The sequence below is a fragment of the Agrobacterium sp. CFBP2214 genome (assembly GCF_030209895.1).
Taxonomy (GTDB): domain Bacteria; phylum Pseudomonadota; class Alphaproteobacteria; order Rhizobiales; family Rhizobiaceae; genus Agrobacterium; species Agrobacterium radiobacter.
Map to the genome: position 1 here is coordinate 45,149 of NZ_JARVRC010000002.1, position 23,709 is coordinate 68,857.

General features: G+C 57.2%; 20 protein-coding genes. 13 read left to right on the forward strand and 7 right to left on the reverse strand.

What is annotated here, in order from left to right; genetic code table 11:
* Window positions 1-62 precede the first annotated feature (62 nt).
* A complete protein-coding gene (locus QRN60_RS07110) occupies window positions 63-539 on the forward strand; it encodes a hypothetical protein (RefSeq protein WP_045534731.1) in 477 nt (158 codons plus the stop codon).
* Window position 540: 1 nt separating this feature from the next.
* The gene (locus tag QRN60_RS07115; RefSeq protein ID WP_045534729.1) at window positions 541-888 is read left to right on the forward strand and encodes an anti-sigma factor family protein; all 348 of its coding nucleotides are present in this window, start codon (window positions 541-543) and stop codon (window positions 886-888) included.
* Window positions 889-1,019: 131 nt separating this feature from the next.
* On the opposite strand, the gene QRN60_RS07120 is transcribed toward QRN60_RS07115, so the two are convergent.
* Window positions 1,020-2,705: an FAD-dependent oxidoreductase gene (locus tag QRN60_RS07120; RefSeq protein ID WP_045534727.1), complete on the reverse strand. Its 1,686-nt coding sequence runs from the start codon at window positions 2,703-2,705 to the stop codon at window positions 1,020-1,022.
* Window positions 2,706-2,809: 104 nt separating this feature from the next.
* Window positions 2,810-2,995: a hypothetical protein gene (locus QRN60_RS07125; RefSeq protein WP_111791589.1), complete on the reverse strand. Its 186-nt coding sequence runs from the start codon at window positions 2,993-2,995 to the stop codon at window positions 2,810-2,812.
* Between the two features lie 188 nt (window positions 2,996-3,183).
* On the opposite strand from QRN60_RS07125, the gene QRN60_RS07130 reads away from it, so the two are divergent.
* From QRN60_RS07130 to QRN60_RS07150, 5 genes are all read left to right on the forward strand, one after another.
* Window positions 3,184-4,374 carry an efflux RND transporter periplasmic adaptor subunit gene (locus QRN60_RS07130; protein WP_045534723.1) on the forward strand — a complete coding sequence of 397 codons (1,191 nt, stop codon included), beginning with the start codon at window positions 3,184-3,186 and terminating at the stop codon, window positions 4,372-4,374.
* On the forward strand, window positions 4,371-7,556 hold the full coding sequence (locus QRN60_RS07135) for an efflux RND transporter permease subunit (RefSeq protein WP_129567468.1): 3,186 nt from the start codon (window positions 4,371-4,373) through the stop codon (window positions 7,554-7,556). The genes QRN60_RS07130 and QRN60_RS07135 overlap by 4 nt, the downstream gene beginning before the upstream one ends.
* Window positions 7,557-7,700: 144 nt before the next feature.
* Complete coding sequence (locus tag QRN60_RS07140) at window positions 7,701-8,663, forward strand: GlxA family transcriptional regulator (RefSeq protein WP_045534719.1); 963 nt, start codon at window positions 7,701-7,703, stop codon at window positions 8,661-8,663.
* Between the two features lie 195 nt (window positions 8,664-8,858).
* On the forward strand, window positions 8,859-9,617 hold the full coding sequence (locus tag QRN60_RS07145; protein WP_045534717.1) for an SDR family oxidoreductase: 759 nt from the start codon (window positions 8,859-8,861) through the stop codon (window positions 9,615-9,617).
* A gap of 66 nt (window positions 9,618-9,683) precedes the next feature.
* Entirely contained in the window at window positions 9,684-10,925 is a 1,242-nt protein-coding gene (locus QRN60_RS07150; protein ID WP_236760344.1) for an MFS transporter, read from the forward strand.
* 67 nt (window positions 10,926-10,992) lie between these two features.
* Here QRN60_RS07150 and QRN60_RS07155 read toward each other — a convergent pair whose 3' ends face one another.
* From QRN60_RS07155 to attM, 3 genes are all read right to left on the reverse strand, one after another.
* A complete protein-coding gene (locus QRN60_RS07155) occupies window positions 10,993-11,625 on the reverse strand; it encodes a glutathione S-transferase N-terminal domain-containing protein (protein WP_045534713.1) in 633 nt (210 codons plus the stop codon).
* A gap of 323 nt (window positions 11,626-11,948) precedes the next feature.
* On the reverse strand, window positions 11,949-14,099 hold the full coding sequence (locus tag QRN60_RS07160) for a xanthine dehydrogenase family protein molybdopterin-binding subunit (RefSeq protein ID WP_045534711.1): 2,151 nt from the start codon (window positions 14,097-14,099) through the stop codon (window positions 11,949-11,951).
* A 330-nt stretch (window positions 14,100-14,429) separates the two neighbouring features.
* Complete coding sequence (gene attM / locus QRN60_RS07165) at window positions 14,430-15,221, reverse strand: AttM family quorum-quenching N-acyl homoserine lactonase (RefSeq protein WP_111791586.1); 792 nt, start codon at window positions 15,219-15,221, stop codon at window positions 14,430-14,432.
* Between the two features lie 136 nt (window positions 15,222-15,357).
* Between attM and QRN60_RS07170 the strand changes: the two genes are divergently transcribed.
* Window positions 15,358-16,269, forward strand: a complete 912-nt coding sequence (locus QRN60_RS07170; RefSeq protein ID WP_111791585.1) for a LysR family transcriptional regulator — start codon at window positions 15,358-15,360, stop codon at window positions 16,267-16,269.
* A gap of 493 nt (window positions 16,270-16,762) precedes the next feature.
* Here QRN60_RS07170 and QRN60_RS07175 read toward each other — a convergent pair whose 3' ends face one another.
* A complete protein-coding gene (locus QRN60_RS07175; RefSeq protein ID WP_111791584.1) occupies window positions 16,763-17,380 on the reverse strand; it encodes a TetR/AcrR family transcriptional regulator in 618 nt (205 codons plus the stop codon).
* 54 nt (window positions 17,381-17,434) lie between these two features.
* Between QRN60_RS07175 and QRN60_RS07180 the strand changes: the two genes are divergently transcribed.
* The 3 genes from QRN60_RS07180 to QRN60_RS07190 are packed head-to-tail and all read left to right on the forward strand — an operon-like array spanning window position 17,435 to window position 20,561.
* Window positions 17,435-18,487, forward strand: coding sequence for an NAD(P)-dependent oxidoreductase (locus tag QRN60_RS07180; protein WP_111791583.1), 1,053 nt, complete (start codon window positions 17,435-17,437; stop codon window positions 18,485-18,487).
* A 13-nt stretch (window positions 18,488-18,500) separates the two neighbouring features.
* Window positions 18,501-19,508, forward strand: coding sequence for an alpha/beta fold hydrolase (locus QRN60_RS07185; RefSeq protein WP_080865236.1), 1,008 nt, complete (start codon window positions 18,501-18,503; stop codon window positions 19,506-19,508).
* 21 nt (window positions 19,509-19,529) lie between these two features.
* Window positions 19,530-20,561 (forward strand): ankyrin repeat domain-containing protein, encoded by a 1,032-nt coding sequence (locus QRN60_RS07190; RefSeq protein ID WP_087744446.1) that lies wholly within the window; start codon window positions 19,530-19,532, stop codon window positions 20,559-20,561.
* Window positions 20,562-20,834: 273 nt separating this feature from the next.
* On the opposite strand, the gene QRN60_RS07195 is transcribed toward QRN60_RS07190, so the two are convergent.
* The gene (locus tag QRN60_RS07195; RefSeq protein WP_087744448.1) at window positions 20,835-22,016 is read right to left on the reverse strand and encodes a Fic family protein; all 1,182 of its coding nucleotides are present in this window, start codon (window positions 22,014-22,016) and stop codon (window positions 20,835-20,837) included.
* Between the two features lie 512 nt (window positions 22,017-22,528).
* On the opposite strand from QRN60_RS07195, the gene QRN60_RS07200 reads away from it, so the two are divergent.
* Window positions 22,529-22,990, forward strand: a complete 462-nt coding sequence (locus QRN60_RS07200) for a mobile mystery protein A (RefSeq protein ID WP_087744452.1) — start codon at window positions 22,529-22,531, stop codon at window positions 22,988-22,990.
* Window positions 22,987-23,583 carry a mobile mystery protein B gene (locus QRN60_RS07205; RefSeq protein ID WP_087744454.1) on the forward strand — a complete coding sequence of 199 codons (597 nt, stop codon included), beginning with the start codon at window positions 22,987-22,989 and terminating at the stop codon, window positions 23,581-23,583. The genes QRN60_RS07200 and QRN60_RS07205 overlap by 4 nt, the downstream gene beginning before the upstream one ends.
* Window positions 23,584-23,709 lie beyond the last annotated feature (126 nt).

Here is a 23,709-nt window from a genome sequence, read left to right on the forward strand (position 1 = left end):
TTCCAGGCCAAAATTGCCTGGAATCCTACCGAATAGACCCGAAATGTAGACTGGTTGCGCTCATGAAAGAGTTTACAAAAAACGTGTTGCCGCACGTTCCAGCCTTTCGAAGGTTCGCAAGAGGGCACGCAGCAGACATTGGGTCGGCCGATGCACTTGTGATGATCGCATTGAAAACGCTGAAAGCACGTTGGATGTTCCTCGGTTTCGGTGGCCTCAAGATCGAAGGCTACGGCCTGATCCATAGTCTAGCAGACGACAATGCCGCGATCTCCGACGACGCTGACAGCGAACCGATCCCGGAGAATGACACCGGGATCGCGTGCGCCCTGAGAAGATTGACGACACTCGACCGGAGCATGATCCTGCTCACGTCAGTCGAACAGCTGACTTTCCAGGAAGTCGGGAGCGCCTTGGGCATACCTGACAGCTTCGTAATCAACGAACTCCCTCTCGCGAGAGAGCGATTGAGGGAGTTCGTCGAGATTCCGCTGCGGGCGAGCGCGCGCAGAGGCGCGCATCTCAGGAGCATCAAATAATATGCCGGCCATCACCGAAATCGAGATCCAGCTCTACATCGACCACTGCCTTCCCGAGGAGCGCAAGCACGCCGTCAAAGAATACCTGTATGATGACCTGACGGCCGCACAACGGGTCGGGGCATACGAGCGCCACGCCGATGCGCTCAGGAGAGCACTCTTTCCTGTCGCCGAAATGCCACTTCCTTCGATCTTCGAGCCAGGCGCGCTCGAGACGGAATTGTCGCTGTCGCCTTTGAGGCATCTCAACTCGATCGCCGGCGCAATCCTCGCCGCCCTCATCGCCTACGTTGAATGGGGATGGTGGCGAGTGCTCGAAGAGCAGATAGCCCATTTTCTGATACGCTAGCACAGGGAGTGTACGAAGTCCGTTTCGCGTGCTCCATCGGGCCCGGATTTCGTTTCTCAACAAGAGACGCCTGCTGTCGAGGATAAATGCGTTTCCGCTGGTGGCCTTTACTGTGCCTGCGCTTGCTTCCGTCAAACCGTGACGTCGAGAAACTTCAGCGCCTGATGTATTTGGCTGACGACCGCGGCACCCTCGCCCACTGCTGCCGCTACTCTTTTGGTCGAGCCGGCGCGCACATCTCCGATTGCGAAGATGTTGGGTATGCTCGTCTCCAGAGCGAACGATTGCCGCCCGAGGAAAGACGAGACGTCTTCATCAAACCCTCTGCCTGTAAGCACAAAGCCGTTGTTGTCCGTGTCTATTTTCCCGCCGGTCCAACTCGTATTCGGATCGGCTCCGGCGAACAGGAAGAGGTGGCCGAAATCACAGGCTCTCGTCTGCATCGATTTCTTATGCTGCAGGATGCCTGAGACATTTGGTCCATCGTCCCCGCTGACCGAGACCAGTTCGCAACCCAGATGTATTTCGACGTTGGGCAACGCCGCAATCCGTTCGATGAGATATGATGACATCGTCTCGGAGAGGTCGCGGCGAACGATCATGTGCAGCCGCTTGACGCGTGGGGCGAGGAAAACTACGGCCTGGCCCGCTGAATTTCCGCCCCCGATAAGGGCAACGTCCGAGTTCTCGCAAAGCTTGGCCTCAAGCGCGGAGGCCCAGTACGAAACAGCGGTGTCCTGTATCCTTTGCAAACCACCGATCTCGGGCGTGCGATACCGCGCACCGGAGGCAATCACGAGCGACTTCGCACGAATTGACTGCCCGTCCTCGAGTTTCAAGGATATGGGTGCCGACCGTGCACGAGATATTTCCGGGGCCGTCAGTTCCCTGACCTTTAGCGGCAACGCAACCTCTACCCCGAATTTGAGCGCCTGACTGAAGGCCCGCCCCGCAAGTGCTGCTCCAGAAATTCCGGTCGGGAAACCGAGATAGTTCTCGATACGGGATGAACTGCCCGCCTGCCCGCCGATCGCGCGCTGGTCGATAACAATCGACCGCAGACCTTCGGAGGCCGCATAGACCGAGGTGGCCAGACCTGCAGGCCCCGCTCCCACGATCGCAACGTCGTAAAGGATCTCCGGATCGAGTTCAGGCGTGATACCGAGACATGTCGCTGCCTCTCCCACGGTCGGGTTTCTGAGCACCGTGCCGCTTGGGCAGATCATCAATGGCAGTTCAACCGCCGTTATTCCGAGTCGCTCAACGAGAACGAGCCCATCCTCATCCGACCCGGCATCGAGCACCGTGTGGGGATATCCGTTGCTGGTGAGAAAGCCCTGAAGGCGCATAAGCGAAGGATCAGCTGACGTCCCGACCAGGATCGAGCCGCCTACGCCGGCATCAAGGTAGGCGACGCGCCTTAGGATGTAAGCGCGCATGACAGTCTCGCCGACTTCCGCGGACCCGATGATGAGTGCGCGAAGGTGCGGCGCATCGAAAGCGATAGCCACGCATCCGTCAGGTCCACCCTTAAGTCCTGATAGTGACGGGCGGCCGGATAGCTGGTTTATCTCGCCTGAGATCTGACCTGTCTTGTGTGCGGCGACATCCTGATCGCCGCGAAAACTGTCATGCCGAAACGCATCGATCTGCCCCTCGAGAACCAGAAAGGCTGGCGCGTTCCGCTCGCCGACAGGAAATATCTCCTGGCCGGGCTCGAATGAAAGCGGCCCAGCGCTGGCGAATCTGCGGGCCGTCTCGACCTGCAAAGGCGTCAGTGTTGGAAATCTCTGATAGTCGCGGGAACCGCTATCCATGGTCCGTTCCTTTTGTCTGCACGCAGTGAGGCCGCGCACGAGGTACCAGGCCCTTGAAAGCGCTCGACCAACATTTCAAGCCCGGGACGCGCCCAGGCTTTTCTTCACTCCATCTTGCCGGACGCCGGAGGATCGCTCGCCGGGAAGCTTTCCTGGAGTGCTTCATCGAGAAGCACATCTGCAGGGGATGCAGGCGCGTGTCCCACTACGAGGGTGATATCCGATAACTCCGGCAGAGTTTCGATACCGTCCCGAACAGGCTCTTCGCTGATCTCAAACTTCATGTTCATCGTTTCCGAGCTCCTTTGACCTCAGACGTTTTCTAACAATCACCCGAGAATCGATATTGGACGATCGGGTTCCGCTGGGGAGGACCGATCTTACAATCGTTTCTTGCTCGCCTCCGGCAGTCTTTTCGAGTGTGCCGCACCGACGTTGACCTGCGATGCGCATTTCCGCAACACCACAGGGGGCTTTGATGAAGTACCGCTCGATTCCATTTTCACTTTGGCTCCTCGCTTGCAGCGTCGCTTTGACCTCGGTCGGAGTTGCACAGGAAACAAGTCCCGCGCCCCAGGTCGTCGTGGCCAAGCCAGTGCTGCGCGATGTCGTAGACCGCGATGAATTCATCGGCCGCTTCCAGGCTGCTGAGGAAGTTCAAATCCGGGCGCGCGTTGGCGGCTACTTGCAGGCGATCAACTTCAGGGATGGTCAGCTCGTCAAGGAGGGTGATCAGCTCTTCGAGATAGACCAGCGCCCATTCTTGACGGCACTGAACCAGGCGCGAGCCAACCTCGCTGTTGCCACTGCAGGCCTCACTTATGCGCAGGCGCAATTCGATCGCGTCAATTCTCTGGTGAAATCCGGAAGCCAGACGATATCTACCCTCGACGACCGTCGCCGTGAACTGGATTCAGCACAAGCGAATGTCCAGGGCGCACAGGCGACACTCGATCGTGCGAACCTCGACCTCACATATAGCCGGATCACCGCACCGCTCGGTGGCCGTATCGACCGTCATCAGATTTCGGTGGGCAATCTCGTCCAGGCCGACCAGACGGTACTGACCTCGATCGTCATGTTGGATCCGATCGATTTCTATTTCGACATCGACGAGCGCAGGCTCCTGAACTATGCCGAGACGGCCCGCAAGAACGGTGAAGTCCTGCAGAGTGGCGGCGGCGGATTGAAAGTCTCCGTCACCCTTGGCGACCGGGCCCGCACCAAATTCGAAGGGACCCTGGACTTCGCCGAAAACCGGGTCGATCCCCAGACAGGCACTCTTCGCGCCCGCGCCCGGTTCGCAAATCCGGACTTCGCGTTGCAGCCAGGGCTATTCGGCCGCGTCGAGCTCGAGGGGTCGAACTCCTATCAGGCAGTCCTTATCCCGGACGAGGCTATCAGCTCGGACCAGGACGAGCGCGTCGTCTTCGTTGTCGGGAAGGACAATACGGTCAGCACGAAGGCCATCCGGCCCGGCCCGCGGATATTCGGGTACCGGGTCGTTCGTAGCGGCCTTGACGGAAGCGAATCCATTATCGTGAGAGGCGTCGTGCGTGTGCGCCCCGGCATGAAGGTCGATCCCAAGGAAACAACGCTGCCTTCGGAAAACAAGGACCCCGTTGCCTCTGCACCGGAAAACGCATCTGCATCGGAGGCAGGCCAATGAGGTTCGCCCACTTCTTCATTTCCCGTCCGATCTTCGCTTGCGTCATCTCGCTTGTTCTGATGATTGTCGGAACGATCGCCTATTTCGAGCTTCCGGTCTCACAATATCCCGAGATCGCGCCTCCGACGATCGTCGTAAGGACCTCGTATCCTGGAGCCGACTCTCAGACGATTGCTGACACCGTATCGACGCCGATCGAGCAAGAGGTGAATGGCGTCGAGGGCATGCTTTATATGTCTTCCTATTCGAGCGCAGACGGTGCAATGACGCTTACGATCACGTTCGCCCTGGGAACCGACCTCGATAAAGCTCAGGTTCTCGTGCAGAACCGTGTGGCAGTCGCTCTTCCCCGATTGCCCCAGGAAGTGCAGCGCCTCGGAGTCACCACGACCAAAAGCTCGCCCGACCTCCTCATGGTCGTGCATCTGCTCTCGCCGAATGGCCGATACGACCAGCTATATACGTCCAACTACGCGCGAAACCGCGTCAGGGATGTGCTCGTCCGCCTGCAGGGCGTTGGCGACATCCAGATTTTTGGGGAGCGGCAATATTCCATGCGCATCTGGCTCGATCCGGAGAAGCTGTCTTCATATGGAATGACCGCAACCGACGTCGTGAACGCTCTGCGCGATCAGAACGTCCAGGTTTCCGGCGGCTCGATCGGGGCGCCGCCCACAGCAAGGGAGAACCCGTTCCAATACACCGTGCGCACAGACGGTCGCTTCCAGGATGCTCGACAGTTCCGCTACGTCATCGTGAAGTCAACGCCTGACGGCAGACTCGTAAAACTTGAAGGCGTCGCCAGGATCGAGCTCGGTGCGCGTGACTACGTGACGAACTCCTATGTCAACAATCAACCGGCGGTCGGGATGGGTATTTTCGCGCGACCTGGTACGAACGCGCTGCAGACCGCTGCGCAGATCAAATCGATCATGAAAGATCTCTCTGGCCAGTTTCCGCCCGGTCTGGAGTATCGGATCATCTACGACACCACGGCTTTCGTGTCGGATTCGATCAACGAGGTCTATAGGACGATCGGCGAAGCGATCGTGCTTGTCGCCATCGTCGTTCTCATATTCCTGCAGTCCTGGAGAACGGCGATCGTCCCAATCGTCGCGATCCCGGTTTCACTTGTCGGTACTTTCGCCTTCCTGGCGGCATTCGGCATGTCCCTGAACATGCTCACTCTCTTCGGTCTCGTGCTTGCAATCGGTATCGTGGTGGACGACGCGATCGTCGTGGTAGAGAACGTAGAGCGCAATCTCGCGAACGGTATGTCGCCTCGTCGGGCAGCGCACGTTACGATGGATGAAGTGGGTACGGCGGTCATCGCCATATCGCTCGTTCTTATCGCCGTGTTTGTGCCGACGGCCTTCATTCCGGGAATTTCGGGCCAGTTCTACAGGCAATTCGCCGTGACTATCTCGATCGCGACAGCAATTTCTGCACTCAACTCGCTGACCTTGTCTCCGGCCGTTGCAGCGATCGTCCTGCGCCCTCACGATCACTCGGAGACGAAGACGAACCCCGTGACGAAGCTCACGAAATGGTGTGCCGATATCTTCAACCATTGTTTCGACAAACTCAGCTCCGGCTACTCCGCAATCGTCCGGAGTATCGTCAGCTCGAAAACCGGTCTAAGCTGTGCAGTTGTCGTTTTCGTCGCTCTCCTCGGAGCAACCTGGTTCCTCAACACCAAGGTGCCGAGCGGCTTTATTCCGATCATGGACCAGGGTTATGCGATCGTGGTCGTCCAGCTTCCGGAAGGCGCATCCCTCGACCGCACCGATGCGGTGATCAAGAAGGCCGGAAATATCGCCAAGGACACACCTGGTGTCGCCAATGCGGTGCAATTTGCAGGTTTCAGCGGCGCAACCTTCACTAACGCTTCGAACGCTGGCGTGATTTTCACACCATTCAAGCCGTTCGAGGAACGGCTGGCGACCGGGGACACGTCCGAAAAGATCATCCGGGCGCTCTATAAGAACCTGCAGAGCGTCGATGAGGCCTTCATCATTGCCATCCCCCCTCCACCGGTTCAGGGCATCGGCAATTCGGGCGGCTTCAAGATGCAAATTATGGATCAGGACAACTCGAACATGACCCGCATCCTCGGCCTGGCTCAGCAGATGATGGTCGAAGCGAACCGGACGCCAGGTCTCACCGGGGTCTTCACCACCTTCTCGGAATCTAGCCCGGAGTATTTCCTGGATATCGACAGAGACAAGGCGCAGTATCTGAACGTTCCGATCCCCAATATCTTCGACACTCTATCCAGCAATCTGGGCGTCGCCTACGTCAACGACTTCAACGCGTTCGGAAGAGTCTATCAGGTCCGTGCCCAGGCGGACAAACAGTTCCGCCTTGAGCGCGACGATATGCTCGATCTCAAGGTCAAATCCGCAACTGGAGCCCTTGTTCCGTTAGGAACGCTTGCGAACATCAGGGAGACAAGCGGCCCGACGCTTGTCCAGCGCTATAACATGTATGTCTCTGTCCCTCTCCAGGGCAACGCCGCTCCTGGCGTTTCTACGGGCGAGGCGATCGCAAAAATGCAGCAGCTTGCCGCAAAGACGCTACCATCAGGTACGACATACGAGTGGACCGAACTGTCCTATCAGGAAACCCACGCTGGAGGCAGCGCTGTCTACATCTTCGCGCTGTCGGTAGTCTTCGTATTTCTCGCACTGTCCGCACAATATGAGAGCTGGATCCTGCCGGCGGCAATCATCCTCATCGTTCCGCTGGCGGTGCTGGGTGCACTTTTCGGGGTCTATTTGAGGGGAATGGACAACAACATTCTCACGCAGATCGGCTTCGTGGTTCTGATCGGCCTGGCGGCGAAGAACGCCATCCTGATCGTGGAATTCGCGCGCCAGGCGCAAGACGCGGGAAAGACCGCGGTGGAAGCAGCTATCGAAGCCTGCCATCTGCGTCTGCGCCCGATCCTCATGACGGCACTCGCATTTATCTTCGGCGTCTTGCCACTCGCGATCGCCGAGGGTCCAGGAGCCGAGATGCGGCGGTCACTCGGTACCGCCGTGTTCAGCGGCATGATCGGCGTCACGCTATTCGGCCTGTTCCTGACCCCGGTGTTTTACGTGCTGCTACGGTCGCGATATGTGCCGAGGAAGCTCGGCGAGGACGAGTGTGTGCCGGAGACGAGACAGGCGGCTGAGTAACCTTCTCCGATCGAAGCCATCGCGAGCCGAAAGCCGCGGTGGCAATCGCAATATCGCCAATCCATATAGACAAGGTCTGCCGGCGTCACCGATAGGAAGTAACGTCGGCAGTATCGCATTGAAAGCAGCAGGAGTAATCAGGCTATGCGCAGCGTGGGTTTCATTCTCGAGGATGGTTTCCAGGTCATGGGACTGGCGGCGCTCTCCGCGTTCGAATTCGCAAACCAGGAGCTGGGCGAAGAGGCCTATCGGCTGACCGTGATGTCTGAAAAAGGTGGGACGGTCAGATCTTCGCTGAACATCGGCATCCAGACCAGGAAGCTCGAAGAGTATCCCGATACACTAATGGTCGTCGGCGAACTGGTTCCGCGTGCGTCCTCACCGGTACTGCGTCAATACATCGTCAATGCAGCCACGGAATGCAGGCGTATTGCGGGTGTCTGCACAGGAGCCTTCCTCTTGGCAGAGGCGGGCCTGCTGGATGGTCGGCTCGCCACAACCCATTGGGCGCACGCACGCGATCTACAGCGGAAGTTCCCGCAAGTCCATGTCGACGAAGACCGCATCTTCGTTCACGACGAGAATATCTGGACATCAGCCGGAATGAGTGCCGCTATCGACCTGACCTTGGCGCTCATCGAGGATGACTACGGGGCGGCGCTTTCGAAGACGATCGCTCGCAAGCTTGTCGTCTATCACAGGAGGCCCGGCGGGCAGTCCCAGTTCTCCGCTCTTCTCGAGCTGGAACCGCGCTCCGACCGTATCCGAAAAGCACTTGTCTACGCAAAGGAACATCTTCGAAATCCTTTGAGCGTCGAAGAACTCGCGGATACCGCGAATCTGAGCCCTCGTCAGTTCAGCAGGCTGTTCCGTGAAGAAACTGGGCATTCACCAGCAAAAGCCGTCGAGCGACTCCGACTCGAGGCAGCAAAAGCCATGCTCGAAGACGGAACCCATCCCGTCGAAATCGTGGCACGCGACACGGGTTTCGCTGACCGGGACCGCATGCGCCGCGCATTTCTTCGCTCATTCGGACAGCCGCCTCAGGCCGTTCGTCGTACGCTTAAAATGATCGAAGGCGCTGGACTGGAGAAAGTGGAGAGCTGACGTCCTCAGACATGCAGCGCCCCTAAGAGCCTCTTAACGAATGAATGAAGCCATCGCCAATTTCACGATCGACCAATGTCCTAAAATGCTGCTTCCTTGACATTTGAGACGATCGCATTTTGGGACATGATCCTCCAATCGAAACCGAGCCGATACGCCTAGAAATACGCGCGTCTCAACGAACAGGAGCGATCCATGAAAACGACAGGTAACACCATCTTCATTACGGGCGGGACTTCCGGTATCGGCCGCGGGCTGGCGGAAGCCTTCCACAAACTCGGAAACAAGGTCATCGTCGCAGGCCGCCGCAAGGCGTTGCTCGACGAAGTCTCCGCGGCAAATCCGGGAATCGATGGCGTTGAGCTCGACATCAACGACATTGACGACATCCATCGCGTCGCCAGGAAGCTGATCGCCGAGTATCCCAAGCTGAACGTCCTGGTCAATAACGCGGGCATCATGCCGTTCGACGACGCTTCCGGCCTGGTTGACGACGAAGTATCGCGTCGCATTATCGACACGAACCTGCTTGGCCCGATCCGCATGACCTCCGCGCTCGTTGAACACCTGAAGGCGCAGCCCGAAGCGACGATTATCAATAATACGTCGGTACTCGCCTTCGTGCCGCTCGCTTCGAATGCGGTCTATTCAGCGACAAAGGCAGCCCTTCACTCATACTCGCTTTCGCAACGGTTCATGCTTCGCGACACCAATGTGAAGGTCCAGGAAATCGCTCCGCCATGGGTCGATACGGATCTCGTCAAAAAGAGCGGTGATCCGCGCGCGATGCCGCTGGATACTTTCATCGAAAAGACGATGAAGGGTCTCGAGACAGACGCCCCGGAAGTTTACGTCGAGGAAATTGCGGCCCTTCGCGATAACCCGGGGAACAATGAGCACGCCTTCGTCCACGGATTCAATGAATCCTTGGCGGCAAACCCGATCCCAGTCTAAGCCCTCAAAATCGCGGCATTGCTTCCCGGTCAATGGCCGGGAAGCAAATTCCGCGGGGAATCCGTCATGTCAAATCGACTGAAAATCACAGACAACAGGATGTCGGGTGACGGCGTTGTGCAGAATACAGAAACGTCGGCACCGTCCCTGGTCCCAGCCTATTTCCTCGCCCTCGGTACCTTTGCCATCGGCACCGAAGGCTTCATGATCGCGCCTCTCCTACCAACCATCGCCGACGATCTGGGCATGAGTATTTCGACGGCCGCCATTTTGGTCGTTGTATTCACGCTCGTCCTGGCCATCAGCTCGCCGATCACGACCGTCGCGACCGGACGCATGAATCGCCGGGACACGCTGATCGTGGCAATGACGTTGTTCACTGTTGGTAACCTTGCCGCCGCTTTCTCTTCCACCTTCGCCACCCTGCTCGTAGCGCGCGTCCTGATGGCGGTCGCATCGGGTCTTTACGTCCCGAGTGCCAATGCGCTGGCGGGTGCCATAGCCGGTCCGCATAGACGTGGTCGCGCCCTTGCGATTGTCAGCGGCGGGATGACCATCGCGATTGCACTTGGCCTGCCCCTCGGCGCATTGGTCGGCCATGCGTTTGGTTGGCGTGCCACGTTTCTGGCTGTCGCGGTTATGGGCCTCATCGCGATTATCGGCATCTTGACGGGCATACGGCGTCAGGTGGGAGACGGTATGACCGTCGCTAGCCTGTCCGAAAGGGTCAGTGTGATTCGCCAGAAGGCGATCCTGGAGCTACTCGCCGTGACCCTGTTCTGGTCCCTGGGTGCCTATACTGCCTACCCTTACATTGCGCCCTACCTGAAATCCGAACTAGACTTCGGAGTGACCGGCATCGCTGCAACCGTTTCAATGTGGGGTATCGCCGCCGCCATCGGAGTAACCACTGGCGGAGCGCTCAACGACCGGTTCGGCTCACGCAAGGTAGCTACGACTTCGCTGGTCCTTTTGGCACTGTCTTTCCTTGCTCTTGCCGCAGTGACGGGCCTGACGCCATCAACTGCACTGGTTCCGACCCTTGTTGCGATCGCCGTATGGGGTTTCAGTGTCTGGTCCTTTTTCCCGGCACAAATGGCGCGCCTCATCCAGGCCTCGTCGCCGTCCCAGGCGTCGGTATCTCTTTCGTTGAATACGTCAACGATGTATCTCGGCTTCTCAATCGGAAGCGCTATCGGAGCGGCCATCGTTGGTGCCGGCGACATCTGGCTCATCGGAGTGGCAGCAGGTGCGGCTGAAATTGTCGCCCTACTCCTTGACCAGCGCTTCAAGCGCCAAGGGGTTTGAGCACGAACGCCTCTTGAACGCTCGGCGGCGATGTCCGACATCGCCGCCGAATTTCTTCATTTGCGCGTCACGGCATCGGATCAGGATCGTCGATAACAACGAGCCCGCGCCCCTCCGCATTCAGAGCATCCCGTACCGACTGCCGCTCAGATACAAGCTTGAGCAAATTCCTCACGCGAGGAAACTCATCGGTCGGGATCCCGAAATGCCTCGCCCAGCTCCCGATCACGAAAAGATAGGCATCGGCGGCCGTGAAGGTTTCCCCGGTCAGGAACGGTCCTTTGAGGCTCTCGTCGAGGAATCCGAGGCGGCTACGGATACGTTGTAAGACGAGCGTCCGCATTTCCTCGTCGATTGGCCAAAACATCGGTACGAAACTCTTGTGCAGTTCCGCAGCGACGTAGCTCTGCCACTCCATGACGCGGTAGCGCTGCATGGTCCCCGGTTCCGGCATCAGGTCACGACGTCCCGCGAGATCACAGAGGTATTGGGCGATCACGAGGTTCTCGGTCAGCGTCTCGCCGTTGTCCAGTTCCAGTAGTGGTACCATTCCCCGCTGGGCGACCTTCCAGTAGTCGGAGCCATCCGCGCGAACTTTGGCAGTGACATTGATCACCTCCAGGTCGAAAGGTAGACGCGTCTCGCGCAAAAGGATGTGGACGGAGAGCGAGCTTGCTCCAGGATGCGTGTAAAGTTTCATTGGATGATCTCGATTGAGTGGGAGATTAGACAACGGTATAGGGCGTGGAATCTACGCCGCATGATCTTGCCGATGGAATCACGCGGCTTCCGCAGTGGTCCTCGACGAATTCCAGCCGAACTTCGGGCCAGAAAGCGACTGCACTTTGCGACCCGCCAACGACGCGCGGCATCGACCATGTAGTCTCGTGCTGAAGACGGCACCGCCCGCTTTTAGGCAGCTGTAGGTGCCAATTCGCGTGACACATTGCGGTCGGTTTTCGTTTGAGCCAAGAGACGGCGCGCGATCACAGTTGAGCCAACGCCGTCTCTCAGCTCCTGTTGCTAGCTCAGAGCTGCCTCCGCGAGTGGCAATGAACGGATGCGTTTTCCGGATGCCGCAAAGATCGCGTTCGCGAGCGCACCTGCGGCAGCAGCCGTTGCTGCCTCGCCCACGCCGCCCGGGTTCTCCTGGCTCTTGATGTGATAGATTTCGATCTTGGGGATCTCGTTGATCCGGAGCGCTCGGTACATATCGAAATTGGTCTGGTCGACTGCTCCGTCGGTGAAGGTGACCTGATTGTACATGGCGCTGCTCAGCCCGAAAATCACACCTCCCTGCATCTGGGCTTCCACGGTATCGGGGTTGATCGTGATACCACAATCGACCGCGATGACCGATCGAAGAAGCTTCACTTCCTCTTTTGTAATCTCGATATCGAGGACATGTGCGAGATAGCTTCCGAACGCCACCTGAAGTGAGACCCCCCGGCCTCTTCCGGCTGGAAGCTTTTCGCCCCAGCCCGCCTTCTCCGCCGCCTCGTTCAGGACCGCCAGCGCGCGTGGGTTTTTGGTCAGCATCCTGCGTCTGAACTCGACGGGATCCTGCTCGATCGCCGCAGCCATTTCATCCACGAAACTTTCAACTACGAAGAGATTGTGCGACGGACCAACTCCACGCCACCAGCTCGTATTGACGCCGTCGGGCTCGTTGCGGACATAATCCACGAAAACCGCGTCCTCGTCGTAGGGCGTCTCCGAGGCGCACTCGATCGCATCAGGATCGACACCCTTGATGAAGGCCGCGGGCGCGTAGCGTGCAAAGATCGAGGATCCCGTCACACGGTGCGTTCGCCCAATGAGCCGACCATCCTTGTCCAACCCCGCCGCGACCCTGTCGTAATAGTAGGGACGGTAGTAATCGTGCGTCATGTCCTGTTCTCGGGTCCAGACGAGCTTTACCGGATACCGGATATCCTTGAGGAGCCGGGCGGCGAGTTCGATCGAATCCACATCAAGGCGACGTCCGAACGCCCCGCCGATCAGTTGATTATTCACAACCACACTCTCCTGCGGCAGTCCGGTTGCTTCCGCGACGGCCTTTTGTGCCCGCACCGGAACTTGTGTTCCGACCCACATCTCTGCCTTGTTGTCCTGAATGTGAAGCGTGCAATTCAGCGGCTCCAGCGGCGAATGGGAGAGAAAGGGCGACTCATAGACAGCGGAGAGCTTCACCGCCGCATTCGAGATCACCGAGGCGGCATCCTTGTCGTTGCGGATGATCACACCCTGTTGCTGCGATGCCTGTTCCAGTTTCTTGATGATCGAATTGAGGTTCATCGATCCATTGGGTCCGGCCTCCCATTCGATCTCAAGCGCATCGACGCCTGCCTTAGCGGCCCACATATGATCGCCGATTACGGCCACGGCGTCGGGCAGCTTGACGATATCGTGAACGCCTTTGACCGCTCGCGCTGCATCTTCGTTCATCTTCGAGATCAGCCCCCCGACCACCGGGCTTATGGCCAGGGTCGCAAATTTCATGTTGGGAATGATGATGTCTATCCCGTAGATAGCGCTGCCGTTCACCTTATGCGGGGTATCGAGGCGCTTGGCGCGGGTGCCGATGACCCTAAATTCCGGAGGCTCCTTCAGCACAACGTTTTCAGGAACTGACAATAGCGCAGCTTTGGGCGCGACCTCGAGGTACGTCATAGATCGTCCGGTGGCATCGTGATGGACGACGCCTAGCTCGACACGGCACTCCAAGGCCGGCACCGACCATTCGGAAGCGGCGGCCTGAACCAGCATCATCCGCGCGGCCGCCCCAGCCTGCCTCAGGCGCATCCAGTCGGCCCTCGTCGACGTCGAACCACCTGTCGACTGGTCGAAGAGAAGCGGATCGAGATATTTCGAGAGGTCTGGAGGCGCGGGTTGGAGCTTGACCTGATCAAGTCCAACCACGAGTTCTTCGGCCATCAGCATGGCGCTGGACGTGAAGATGCCCTGGCCAACCTCGTGATGAGCCATGATCAGAGTGATGCCGTCGCTATCGATTTTGATGAATGCATTCGGGAAGAACGATTTCTGGTTCTCCTGACCGGCGGCGACTGCGGCTCTCCCGAGGCGCGGCAGCTGGACCGAAAGCACCAATCCTCCCGTCGCCAAAACCGTGCCCTTCAAGAAATTTCGTCGCGAGTGCAAGTTATTGATCATCGCTCTCTTCTCCGGTCCGGCACCATGGATCTGACAAGGAAGCCCACATTCCGGACAGATAACATCTGTGAACTTCGATCCGGGAACTTGCGTCGGTATCGAATGGGTTTCTTGAACGATCCGGCAGCAACAGCGAGAACTTTAAAAAAGACATTCTGATCGGATCCAGTCGCGACCGGCGCAGAGCAATACGCATAAACATCCCCGACACCGGCTCCCTCATGATGACGGAAAACCCTGTGCATTTTTGAAGGCCAGTTATCGCCTGCATTTCCTATGGCGAGATGAGTACGAAGGGTTATGCTCAGGCCTCATCATGAGGAATGCACCTCAATCAAGATAGGCCGGAGCAAGCCGGAACCGGGACCATTCGTTCGGATCATGGCCTGGGACCACCAGGGCACCGGTACGATCTGCCAATGCACGAAGCTTCCTTACAGAATGCGCGGTATCGACCGCCGACGACATCAGTGCGGGCAAAGCTCTCTCGTTCCAATGATCCAGTGTGTAAGCGGCATCGGCAGCAATCAGGATGGCCTTCTGATTGGGAAGTGTCACCAGGAATGACTGATGGCCGACGGAGTGCCCAGGAGTGAAGATCGCCTGCAGCACCCCATCACCGTAGACATCATAGAAATCTGTGCAGTCACCCTTCAGAAAATGCCAATTCAAGTGCGGCCGATCGAAGTCCTTGCGAACATAGGCTCCGGCGACAAACCAGTCGGGATTATTGGCGTATTCGTATTCACTGCGCTGTACGATGTGTGTCGCATTCGGGAAACGACCGATCCCGCCTGTGTGATCGGAATGGAGATGCGACAGCGCAACGAAACGTATGTCTCCGGGATCGATACCAAGCGCGCCAAGCTGTGTAATACAGCCTTCCTCTTCACTCATGACCGGCTCGAAGGCGTCGATGGACGATCCCCAATAGGCCCGTGGATCAGCAAGCCCCTCGACTGCAAGGCCGCCATCGATGATCGTATTGCCTTTGGGATGAACGAGCAGAAACCAAGGGACCGGAATTTCGACAAGAGCCCCTGTGCCTTGGTTCATCCATATATGATGGTCCATGCACCTCTGTCGGCCAGCCTGAAACAAATAGAGTCTGATATCAGTCATTGAGAAGCTCCGTGGGTCATTGATGATGGGCACCACCCATCTAATCGAATTGCTCTCGACTTTAGATCAATTCATGCCCGATGATTATGCTCCTCATGCCACTTCCATTTATCGGACAATCCGATAGATTAACATCATGGATTATTTGGCTGCAATGCGTGTCTTTGTCAGGGTCGTCGAGCGCGAGAACATGTCGGCCGCAGCCCGCGACCTGGGCATCGGCCAGCCGGCTGTCAGCGAGCGCATCGATCGACTGGAAACGCATCTGGGTACCCGGCTTTTACAACGTAACACGCGGCGGGTGTCAGTGACGCAGGCCGGCCATATCTTCTATGAGCGCTGTAAGTTGGCCATCGAGGCGACTGAAAATGCGTTGGCGAGTTTGGACGATCCAGCCTCTGTCCACGGGACCTTGAAGATCGCCGCACCACATGGGTTAGGCGAGGTTGTGGTCGCACCCCTGCTGCAGCGTCTGCGTGAACGTCATCCTCGACTGATGGCCGAACTTATTCTGAATGACCGCATGGTTGATCCAGTCACTGAGGGTGTCGATATCTCGCTTCGGCTCGGCACCCTTGGAGAAGGCAGTTTTACAGCGCGCAAGCTCGGGCAAATAGGTCGTCGACTCGTGGCTTCGCCCGCTTACCTCGAGCGACATGGTGAACCAGATATTCCGGCTGATCTCGGTCGGCATCCTTTTCTGCGCGTGGCGGGTCTATTCAACGATGGCCGGATGGTGCTCACAGCCGGAAATAAACGCCAGGTCACCGTGCGTGTTGAGACAGCCATCGTCGTCAGTAACTGGCGCCCGCTTCGCAGATTGCTGCTGGACGGCGCTGGCATTGGCGTCCTTCAGGATATCGTATGTGCTGATGCCATTTCTGAAGGGACGCTGAAGCAGATCCTGCTGGATTTTACCCTCGCGAGCTTTGATCTATATGTGCTGTATTCCCCCAAAAAATCTATCGCGCCCAGCGTTCGCGCAGCGCTAACGCTGCTCGACGAAATTTTGCCCTCGGCGTTGACGCAAGGACATCCCAGTGCTTGAAGCTCGTAAGATCGTCGATTGGTTTCTGATTTAAGATCCAAGCAAACGGTAGGCAGGAATTATTGTCGAGCAGACAATGCCTACCAGCAGACGCAAGACTCGCATGCCGTTTACCCGAACCTTTTGAAGACACGAGCCATTAGCGCTCGGCAGCTAGTATAGAACATCTCACATATGCTCTTGATGGGAATCGAACCGGAAATGCGCTACTGAGGACGGAGTTCATGAACGATGCAAATGTTATGACGGCAAGGAAAAAACCTTTCATGGCTTGATGCGAAGGGAATAAGTGTCGCACCATCGACTTAGTATACGGGCCAGAATAGTCCATCGGCGCATGGCCGGCATCCGCGTCACAAGCAGCCTTCAATCGACAATCGAATACAAACACCTAGGGATACTAATGTCACCGCATATGGCTTGCGAGGGTCGCGCCAAGTTGCGGAAGCTGCCCCTCACGATATCCCCCAGCTGTTTCGAGCGACACCCCCTCTTACACTTTACCCGGGGCCACAGCTCCAATGAGATTCGAAAACACCTCCTCTGCCTCAGAAGCGGAGCAGCTCCCGCGTGTGACAGCGCTTGTCAACGCGTCTCCTGCCGCAACCAATGCCGCGCAGGCCAATGCCAGCGATTCCGGCTGAAAGCTTGAGTGAGGCCGTAAAACATCCATGAACATTTCGATCACAGCATCGACCAACTCCTGGTACACGCTAGCTTTCTCCTCGCTTCCTGCGAGCGCCGCGCCGACAGCATGGAATTCGTCACCTTGGTCGGTTCCGCAGGCCAGATAAGTTTTAGCCAAAGCCAATATAGTCTCTGTCGCCGGTCGATTTCCCTGAGCCATAAGTGTGCGAAACGCGGCAATGCGTTCGGTGTCTATCCAACGATAGAGTTCAATTAACAAACCCGTTCTGGTCTCGAAGTGCTCATAGGTCACAGGTTTGGAAACGCCCGCCCGCGCTGCCAGGTGACCTAGTGTCAGCCGATCAGCACCCTCCTCCCGAACGATCAGGCGCGCCGTCTCTAGTAGCTGCTGACGCCGCTCCGGCTTCGAAAGTCGGCCTGTAGTCCTGTTGTCGATGGCGGCTTTTTGCTTTTCCACTTGCATACCTACTTTTAGTAACCTACCATGTGTAGGAATTAGTAAACCACAGGTATCGTGATGTTACAAGCTTCTGGAAGTCTCCACGACCCAATACTGATTATCGGCGGCGCCGGCGAGGTTGGGCGATGGGCCACACGCTTCTTGCGTGAGCAATATCCTGATGTACCAATCCTCATTGGTGGTCGCGACGAACAACGCGCGATACGAGCAGCAGCAGCTGTCGACGGCGCGTCTGCGGTGGTAGTGGACCTCACTGCCTCTGACCTGGGGCTAGGCGAGCAACGTGTGTCGGCGGTCGCAACGCTCTTTACGGATAAAACCGGGGCAGCTCTCCGCTGGGCCCAACAATTGGGCGTTGGGCACGTCAACATCTCACCAGGCATAAGCGAGCTGGGCTTGGAAACTGCTACATTCATGCAGAGACCTACCGCCGCGCCAGTCGTCCTTGGTACAGAATGGCTCGTTGGTGCGACAAGCGTGCCGTCACTCTTGTTCGCCCGAGAATTTGGTCGTCTGGAAAACATTCATATCGAGGCAGTGCTCGATGAACAGGATGCGTTCGGACCTGCAGCAAATGCAGACCTTGAGCGCCAGATGTATGCGGGTGCTGCCGCTCTTATGAGAACGGCTGGCGCGTGGCGATGGTGCCATGGCGCCGAGACCAGATCGAAGGTTCGCGCAATCGACGGTACCGAGTTGGACGCGAACTTGTTTTCGCCAAACGACGTCTTGTTGTTGGCAAACGCAACCGGCGCTCCTGATATTCGGTTCGACCTGGCCATTGGAATGAGCTCCACCCGCCGGAATGGCGGACCGGTATCGACTGAAATCATGATCAATCTTTCAGGCCTGGATCACGCCGGGCAGCCGCTTCGGAAACGTCACGCGATCGTTCACCCCGGTGGGCAGATGCCGCTAACGGGTCTGGGTGTCGCGCTCGTTCTTGAACGCATGGCTGGTCTCGCGGGCGATACGCCCCGACCGGGCCTCTACTTCCCAGCCCAGCTCATCGACCACTCCACATACTTTGAGCGCCTTCGCGCCTCAGGTGGTGAAGTCATGGAATTGGCGCCGGTCCAACGCGCGCCGCAAGGCTCGGATCAAGCATAGACTGGAGCATAAAATGAGTGACCCCAAAGCATCAGCCACCACGGATCATCCCGTACACCATTCGCAAATTGAGGCCAACGGTGCCTCATTCCATGTCGTTGAACAAGGCCGTGGTCCCGTCGTGCTTTTCTTGCACGGTTTTCCCGACACTGTGGAAACATGGCGTAGCCAGATGCAAGTTGTCGCAGATAACGGGTACCGCGCGATTGCGCTCGACATGAGGGGTTTTGGCGACAGCTATTCCCCGGAAGATCCAGCACTTTACAGCGGAGCCCTAATTGTTGGCGACCTGATTGGCATCCTTGATGCATTGCAGGTGCCTACCGCAACGATCGTATCGCATGATTGGGGCGCGGACCACGGACAACGGGCAATGGTCATGCGACCAGATCGGTTCAACGGGATTATTTCACTCAGTATCCCGTTCCTGCCACGTGGTGAGTTGAGTACTTGGGACATGCTACGCAGTCGGGGTCTCGGCGATCTCTATTATGCTTTCGACATGATGAAGCCGGAGACGGATAACCGGATCCGTGATGCGAGCAAAACTATCCCCAGTGCACTCTACTGGCTGTCGGGCGAGCCCGCCGAAGGAACCGGCTGGGACCCCATCGACGCAAAGCGGAATATGTTTCGACCTGCCCCTGAAATACTGCCGAACTGGGTCGATCCAGCCTATATGAAGCACAACATCGAAACGTTCCAGCGAACGGGATTTAGAGGCGGTCTGAACCAGTACCGTGGGGTGCAGGCGACGTTTGAGCATCTCGCTGCCTACAAAGATGTGCTTATCAAGCAGCCATCGCTTTATATTTGGGGCGATGCAGACGGGTTGTGCCGACTGTTCCACCCGGTCCCACCGACCGTGGAAGAGATGCGCGAGACAGCGCCCGGGCTCGTCGATGTCGTGCGCCTGGAAGGTGTAGGTCACTGGCCTCATCATGAGGCCCGCGAACGCGTGAATGCCGAAATCATCAAATTCCTGAACGGCCTGAACGCCGCCGTTTCAGCAACTGTCTAATCGATCAAGGAACATAGGTCCATGATACTTTCTCACGCTATTCGTACAGGCGGTCTTGCTTCGGTCAAAGAAGCTATCGACGCCGGGGCGGACGTTAATGCTAGAGGCCCCGATGGTCTCACGCCGTTGATGATCGCGTCTGCGCTTGGACAGGCACAAGCTGTTGCTTTGCTCCTTACTGCCGGGGCGGACGTGCTGGCGGCGGAACCTCGAATGGGAGCAACGGCAATCCACAAGGCAGCGCAGTCCGGCAGCGCCGACGTGATCGGGATTCTGCTTGACCACGGAGCCTTCATCGATCAGCAATCGCCAGTTCTTGGCAATACCGCATTGATGGATGCCGTGCTTCACAAGCACGAAGCTGTTGTGCGGGTTTTGCTGTCGCGCCGCGCGCGCACCACGATACGGAATTACTGGCAACAGACAGCGCTCGAAATCGCCAGGCATGACGCCCTCAAGGTAATCGCTGCGCTTATTGAGGATCGAGATGAGGCGGATGAAAAGCACATCGCCAGCTTGTCGATCGTCTCATCAGTAAAGGCCGGAAATATTGAGGAGGTGAAGCGGCTGATCGCAGATGGCGCGGATTTTGAGGTTCGGGTGCCAATAACCGGGACGTTCGATGACGACTACACACCTCTTGGTCTCGCAGTTCGCGAAGGTCATGCCGAAATAGTGCGCTTATTGCTGGATTCTGGTGCAGATCCTCGCCGTACGATCGGTCTCATGCGTGGTTCGCCACTTCACGATGCTGCCTACTTCGGAAAGGCGGATCACATCGATATTTTGACCTCATCAACAAAGCAGGGGGATACTCAGGTTGAGCTTGATGCGCAGGGTCCTTACAATGGTCTGACCGCTTTGCACGATGCTGTGTGGCATGGATACGTGGATGCCGTAGCGTCTCTGGTGCGCGCCGGTGCTCGCCGTGATTTGAAAACTCATTCAGGCATGACACCACTGAGCCTCGCTACTCTCTACGGCTATAATCGGATCGTTGAAATCCTGAACAACGACAGCGATCAACCACGTAACTTCGGCCCAATCAGCTAGTGCTCAATCTGGGTGACCGCATCTGTAGCGATATCGACGGTCTTCTCTCGGCACCGCACCCTCCGATGTCGAGACGTAGCGGCTGAGATGAGCAGATGAAAAACGTAAAGCTAAGCAAAAATAAACTTGCTTGGTTGGGTGCATCTTTAACACGGCTCGGCTGTGAGATCGAGTGATGATGAACCCCTCGAATGAAGCCGCCGACGTGAACATGCCGACGGTCGGCTCATCTTACGCCTTGATGAAAGTCGAACCTTTGGCCCCATCTATTTGTCATGAATTGAGGGGCAAGGGATCGGTGCCTTCGCCTAGAATTGCAAGGTATCGTCGATAGCTAAACACGCGGCCACGCTTGCGGCCGGTAACCTCATCAACGATGCCCAATCGCTCTAGGTCGGCGAGTGCGGCGTTGACCGTTGGCGCGGACAAACCCGTCACCTGAACAATCTGGTTCGCTGTGTGAAAAGGATTCTGCTGGAAAAGCTCGTGAATGCGAAGGGCCGACCCTGCTCTATCACTCTCCATCGTTATCCGCTCCCGATCTTCCTTGAAAAGATCGACGATCTGAGTAGCAGCCTCAAACGCTTGATTGGCAGTGTCGGCGACGCCCGTCAGGAAAAACTCCAGCCAAGCTTCCCAGTTGCCATGTTCGCGAACCTCTTGCAGTAGCCGATAGTATTCTCTCCGATGGGACTTCAGATAGAGGCTGAGGTAGAGCAGCGGCTTTCGCAAAACGCCTTTCATGCAAAGATACAGGGTTACAAGCAGACGGCCGATACGACCGTTACCATCGAGAAACGGATGGATCGTTTCGAACTGCACGTGCAGCAGGCCAGCTTTGATTAACGCGGGTAACCGTGATTGGTCGTCATGCATGAAGCGCTCGAACGCATCCAGGCAACCGGCCATTTCAGTAACGGGTGGCGGTACAAAGTGTGCGTTACCGGGGCGCGTGCCACCGATCCAATTTTGCGAGCGGCGGAACTCTCCTGGATCCTTGGTGCCCCCCCGCCCACTGTCCAGGAGCCTAGCGTGCATCTCGCGGATCAGACGCAACGACATGGGCAACGTTTCCAGCCGCTCTAAACCATACATCATGGCGTCAACATAGTTGGATACTTCACGGATATCATCAACCGGCTGCCCGGCTTGAGCTTCGGTCTCAAACCGCAAGAGATCAGAAAGGGTCGACTGCGTGCCTTCAATCTGCGAGGAAAGAACGGCTTCCTTTCTTACATACATATAAAGAAACAGCTCCTGTCTCGGCAGCAGCATTGTGATACCATCCAGGCGTCCTAGCGCGCGCTCAGCCAAGCTGAGGCGCTCTAGCAATGAAAGCACATCAATCGCCGGCTCGGGCGGCAATGGTGGGGGCACGAACGCCCGCACTGTTTCACTGGCAGCGACCGTCTCGACGAAACGACCCAGGCGGTTTTTGGATTCGGAATCAGACATAACCCAATATCAATCGCGCCCCTTATTTAAGCAAGACGCATTTCATTTAATTAAGTGACAGACGTAGGTAAGTGCGCTTAATTAACGAGCCGACATTGACCTTCTGGCCCCGGCTAGGTTCTGATCGAAGGGTAGGTCTTGCCATGCCAGTGCCGCAGCTTCTCGGCGAACTCTCTCTGAAAGGCCAAGGGGCCGAGTTTTTGCCGGTAGGGTTCGTCGTAGATCCCGATGAAGAGGGTGAGGTTAAGAAAGAAGTGGGCACCATCTCAAACAGGGTGACGAAGTCATGCTCAACCAGCGCCTGGCGTTCTTCTTCCGTGAGGACGTGCGCCGTCGACCCCTCGGCGTTTCTCCAGATCACGCACCAGACTAAGGGCTGATACCATTAGACAGAAATCAGACTACAGACTGCTGTCACGAAAATCTTATGCAGCCTACAGGCTGATGAAATGTACTTGAGGGTCAGCCTTTAAGCTGATAAAACAAATCCAATATCAGTTTATGGGCTGAAAATGAAAAGTGATACCCGCAAAAGAGCACGGGGACGGCTTGACGAAAGACTTCAGCCGCTCCAACCAGTTGATCGGTTTAGGGCGCCACCGAAGGGATGGATCCGAGCGCTGCGCGATGCCCTCGGCATGACGGGTGCGCAGCTGGGCACGCGCATCGGAGTCCGGCCACAAACAGTTGAATCAATCGAAAAGTCGGAGGCAGCCGGGACAATCCAACTCAATACCCTGCGCCGCGCCGCCGAGGCCCTGGATTGCACGCTCGTCTATGCCCTCGTTCCAAACAGCTCTCTTGAAACCGTTATCGAGGCACGGGCACGCAAGATCGCCAAGCGCGAACTCCAGCGCGTCGCGCACACGATGCGTTTGGAAGCACAAGGCACGGACAATGCGGATTCCGAATCTCGCATCCAGGCATACATCCGCGACAGGCTCTCTGAGCGCGATCTCTGGCACGAGGTATGACAGATCTTTTCCAGGAACCCGAAGACGCGACGCCGCTTGAGCCGCAGGAACGGGAGGGTTTGCTTCAGACTTGGATCACTCACCGCCGCGACCTCAACGAAGCGGAAGAGGAAAACATTGTCGAGGGTGCGGCTTGGGCGCGTGGCCGGCGGCGCTTGCCACTCGAACGGATGCTCAGCGAAGACTTCATGCGGACACTACATAAACGGATGTTCGGTGACGTCTGGCAATGGGCCGGCACGTTCCGGGCGACGGAGCGCAACATCGGCGTTCAGGCTTATCGTATTGGAATGGAGCTCGCGAGCTTATTGAGCGACATCCGTTACTGGATTGAACACAAGACCTTTCCACCGGATGAGATAGCAATCAGATTCCATCATCGTCTCGTCGCCATCCACCCGTTCCCGAATGGAAATGGACGGCAGGCACGTCTCGCAGCCGACCGACTGATCGAGCGGCTTGGCGGTGATCCTTTTACCTGGGGCGGCGGCAGTCTGGCCAATGTTGGCGAAATGCGTGGACGCTACGTCGCAGCACTACGCGCGGCGGACAATCATGACATCGCTCCGCTTCTGGAATTCGCACGCAGCTGACAGGGCCCATCGCATTTGTGACAAAGACGGTCGGTAGCCATATGGCACCCAATCGGCGGCACTCCAGGTTTCACGGCGGTCATCAACCCGAGGCTTGCCGTGGCTCTTGGGAAAATACGGCGCAAG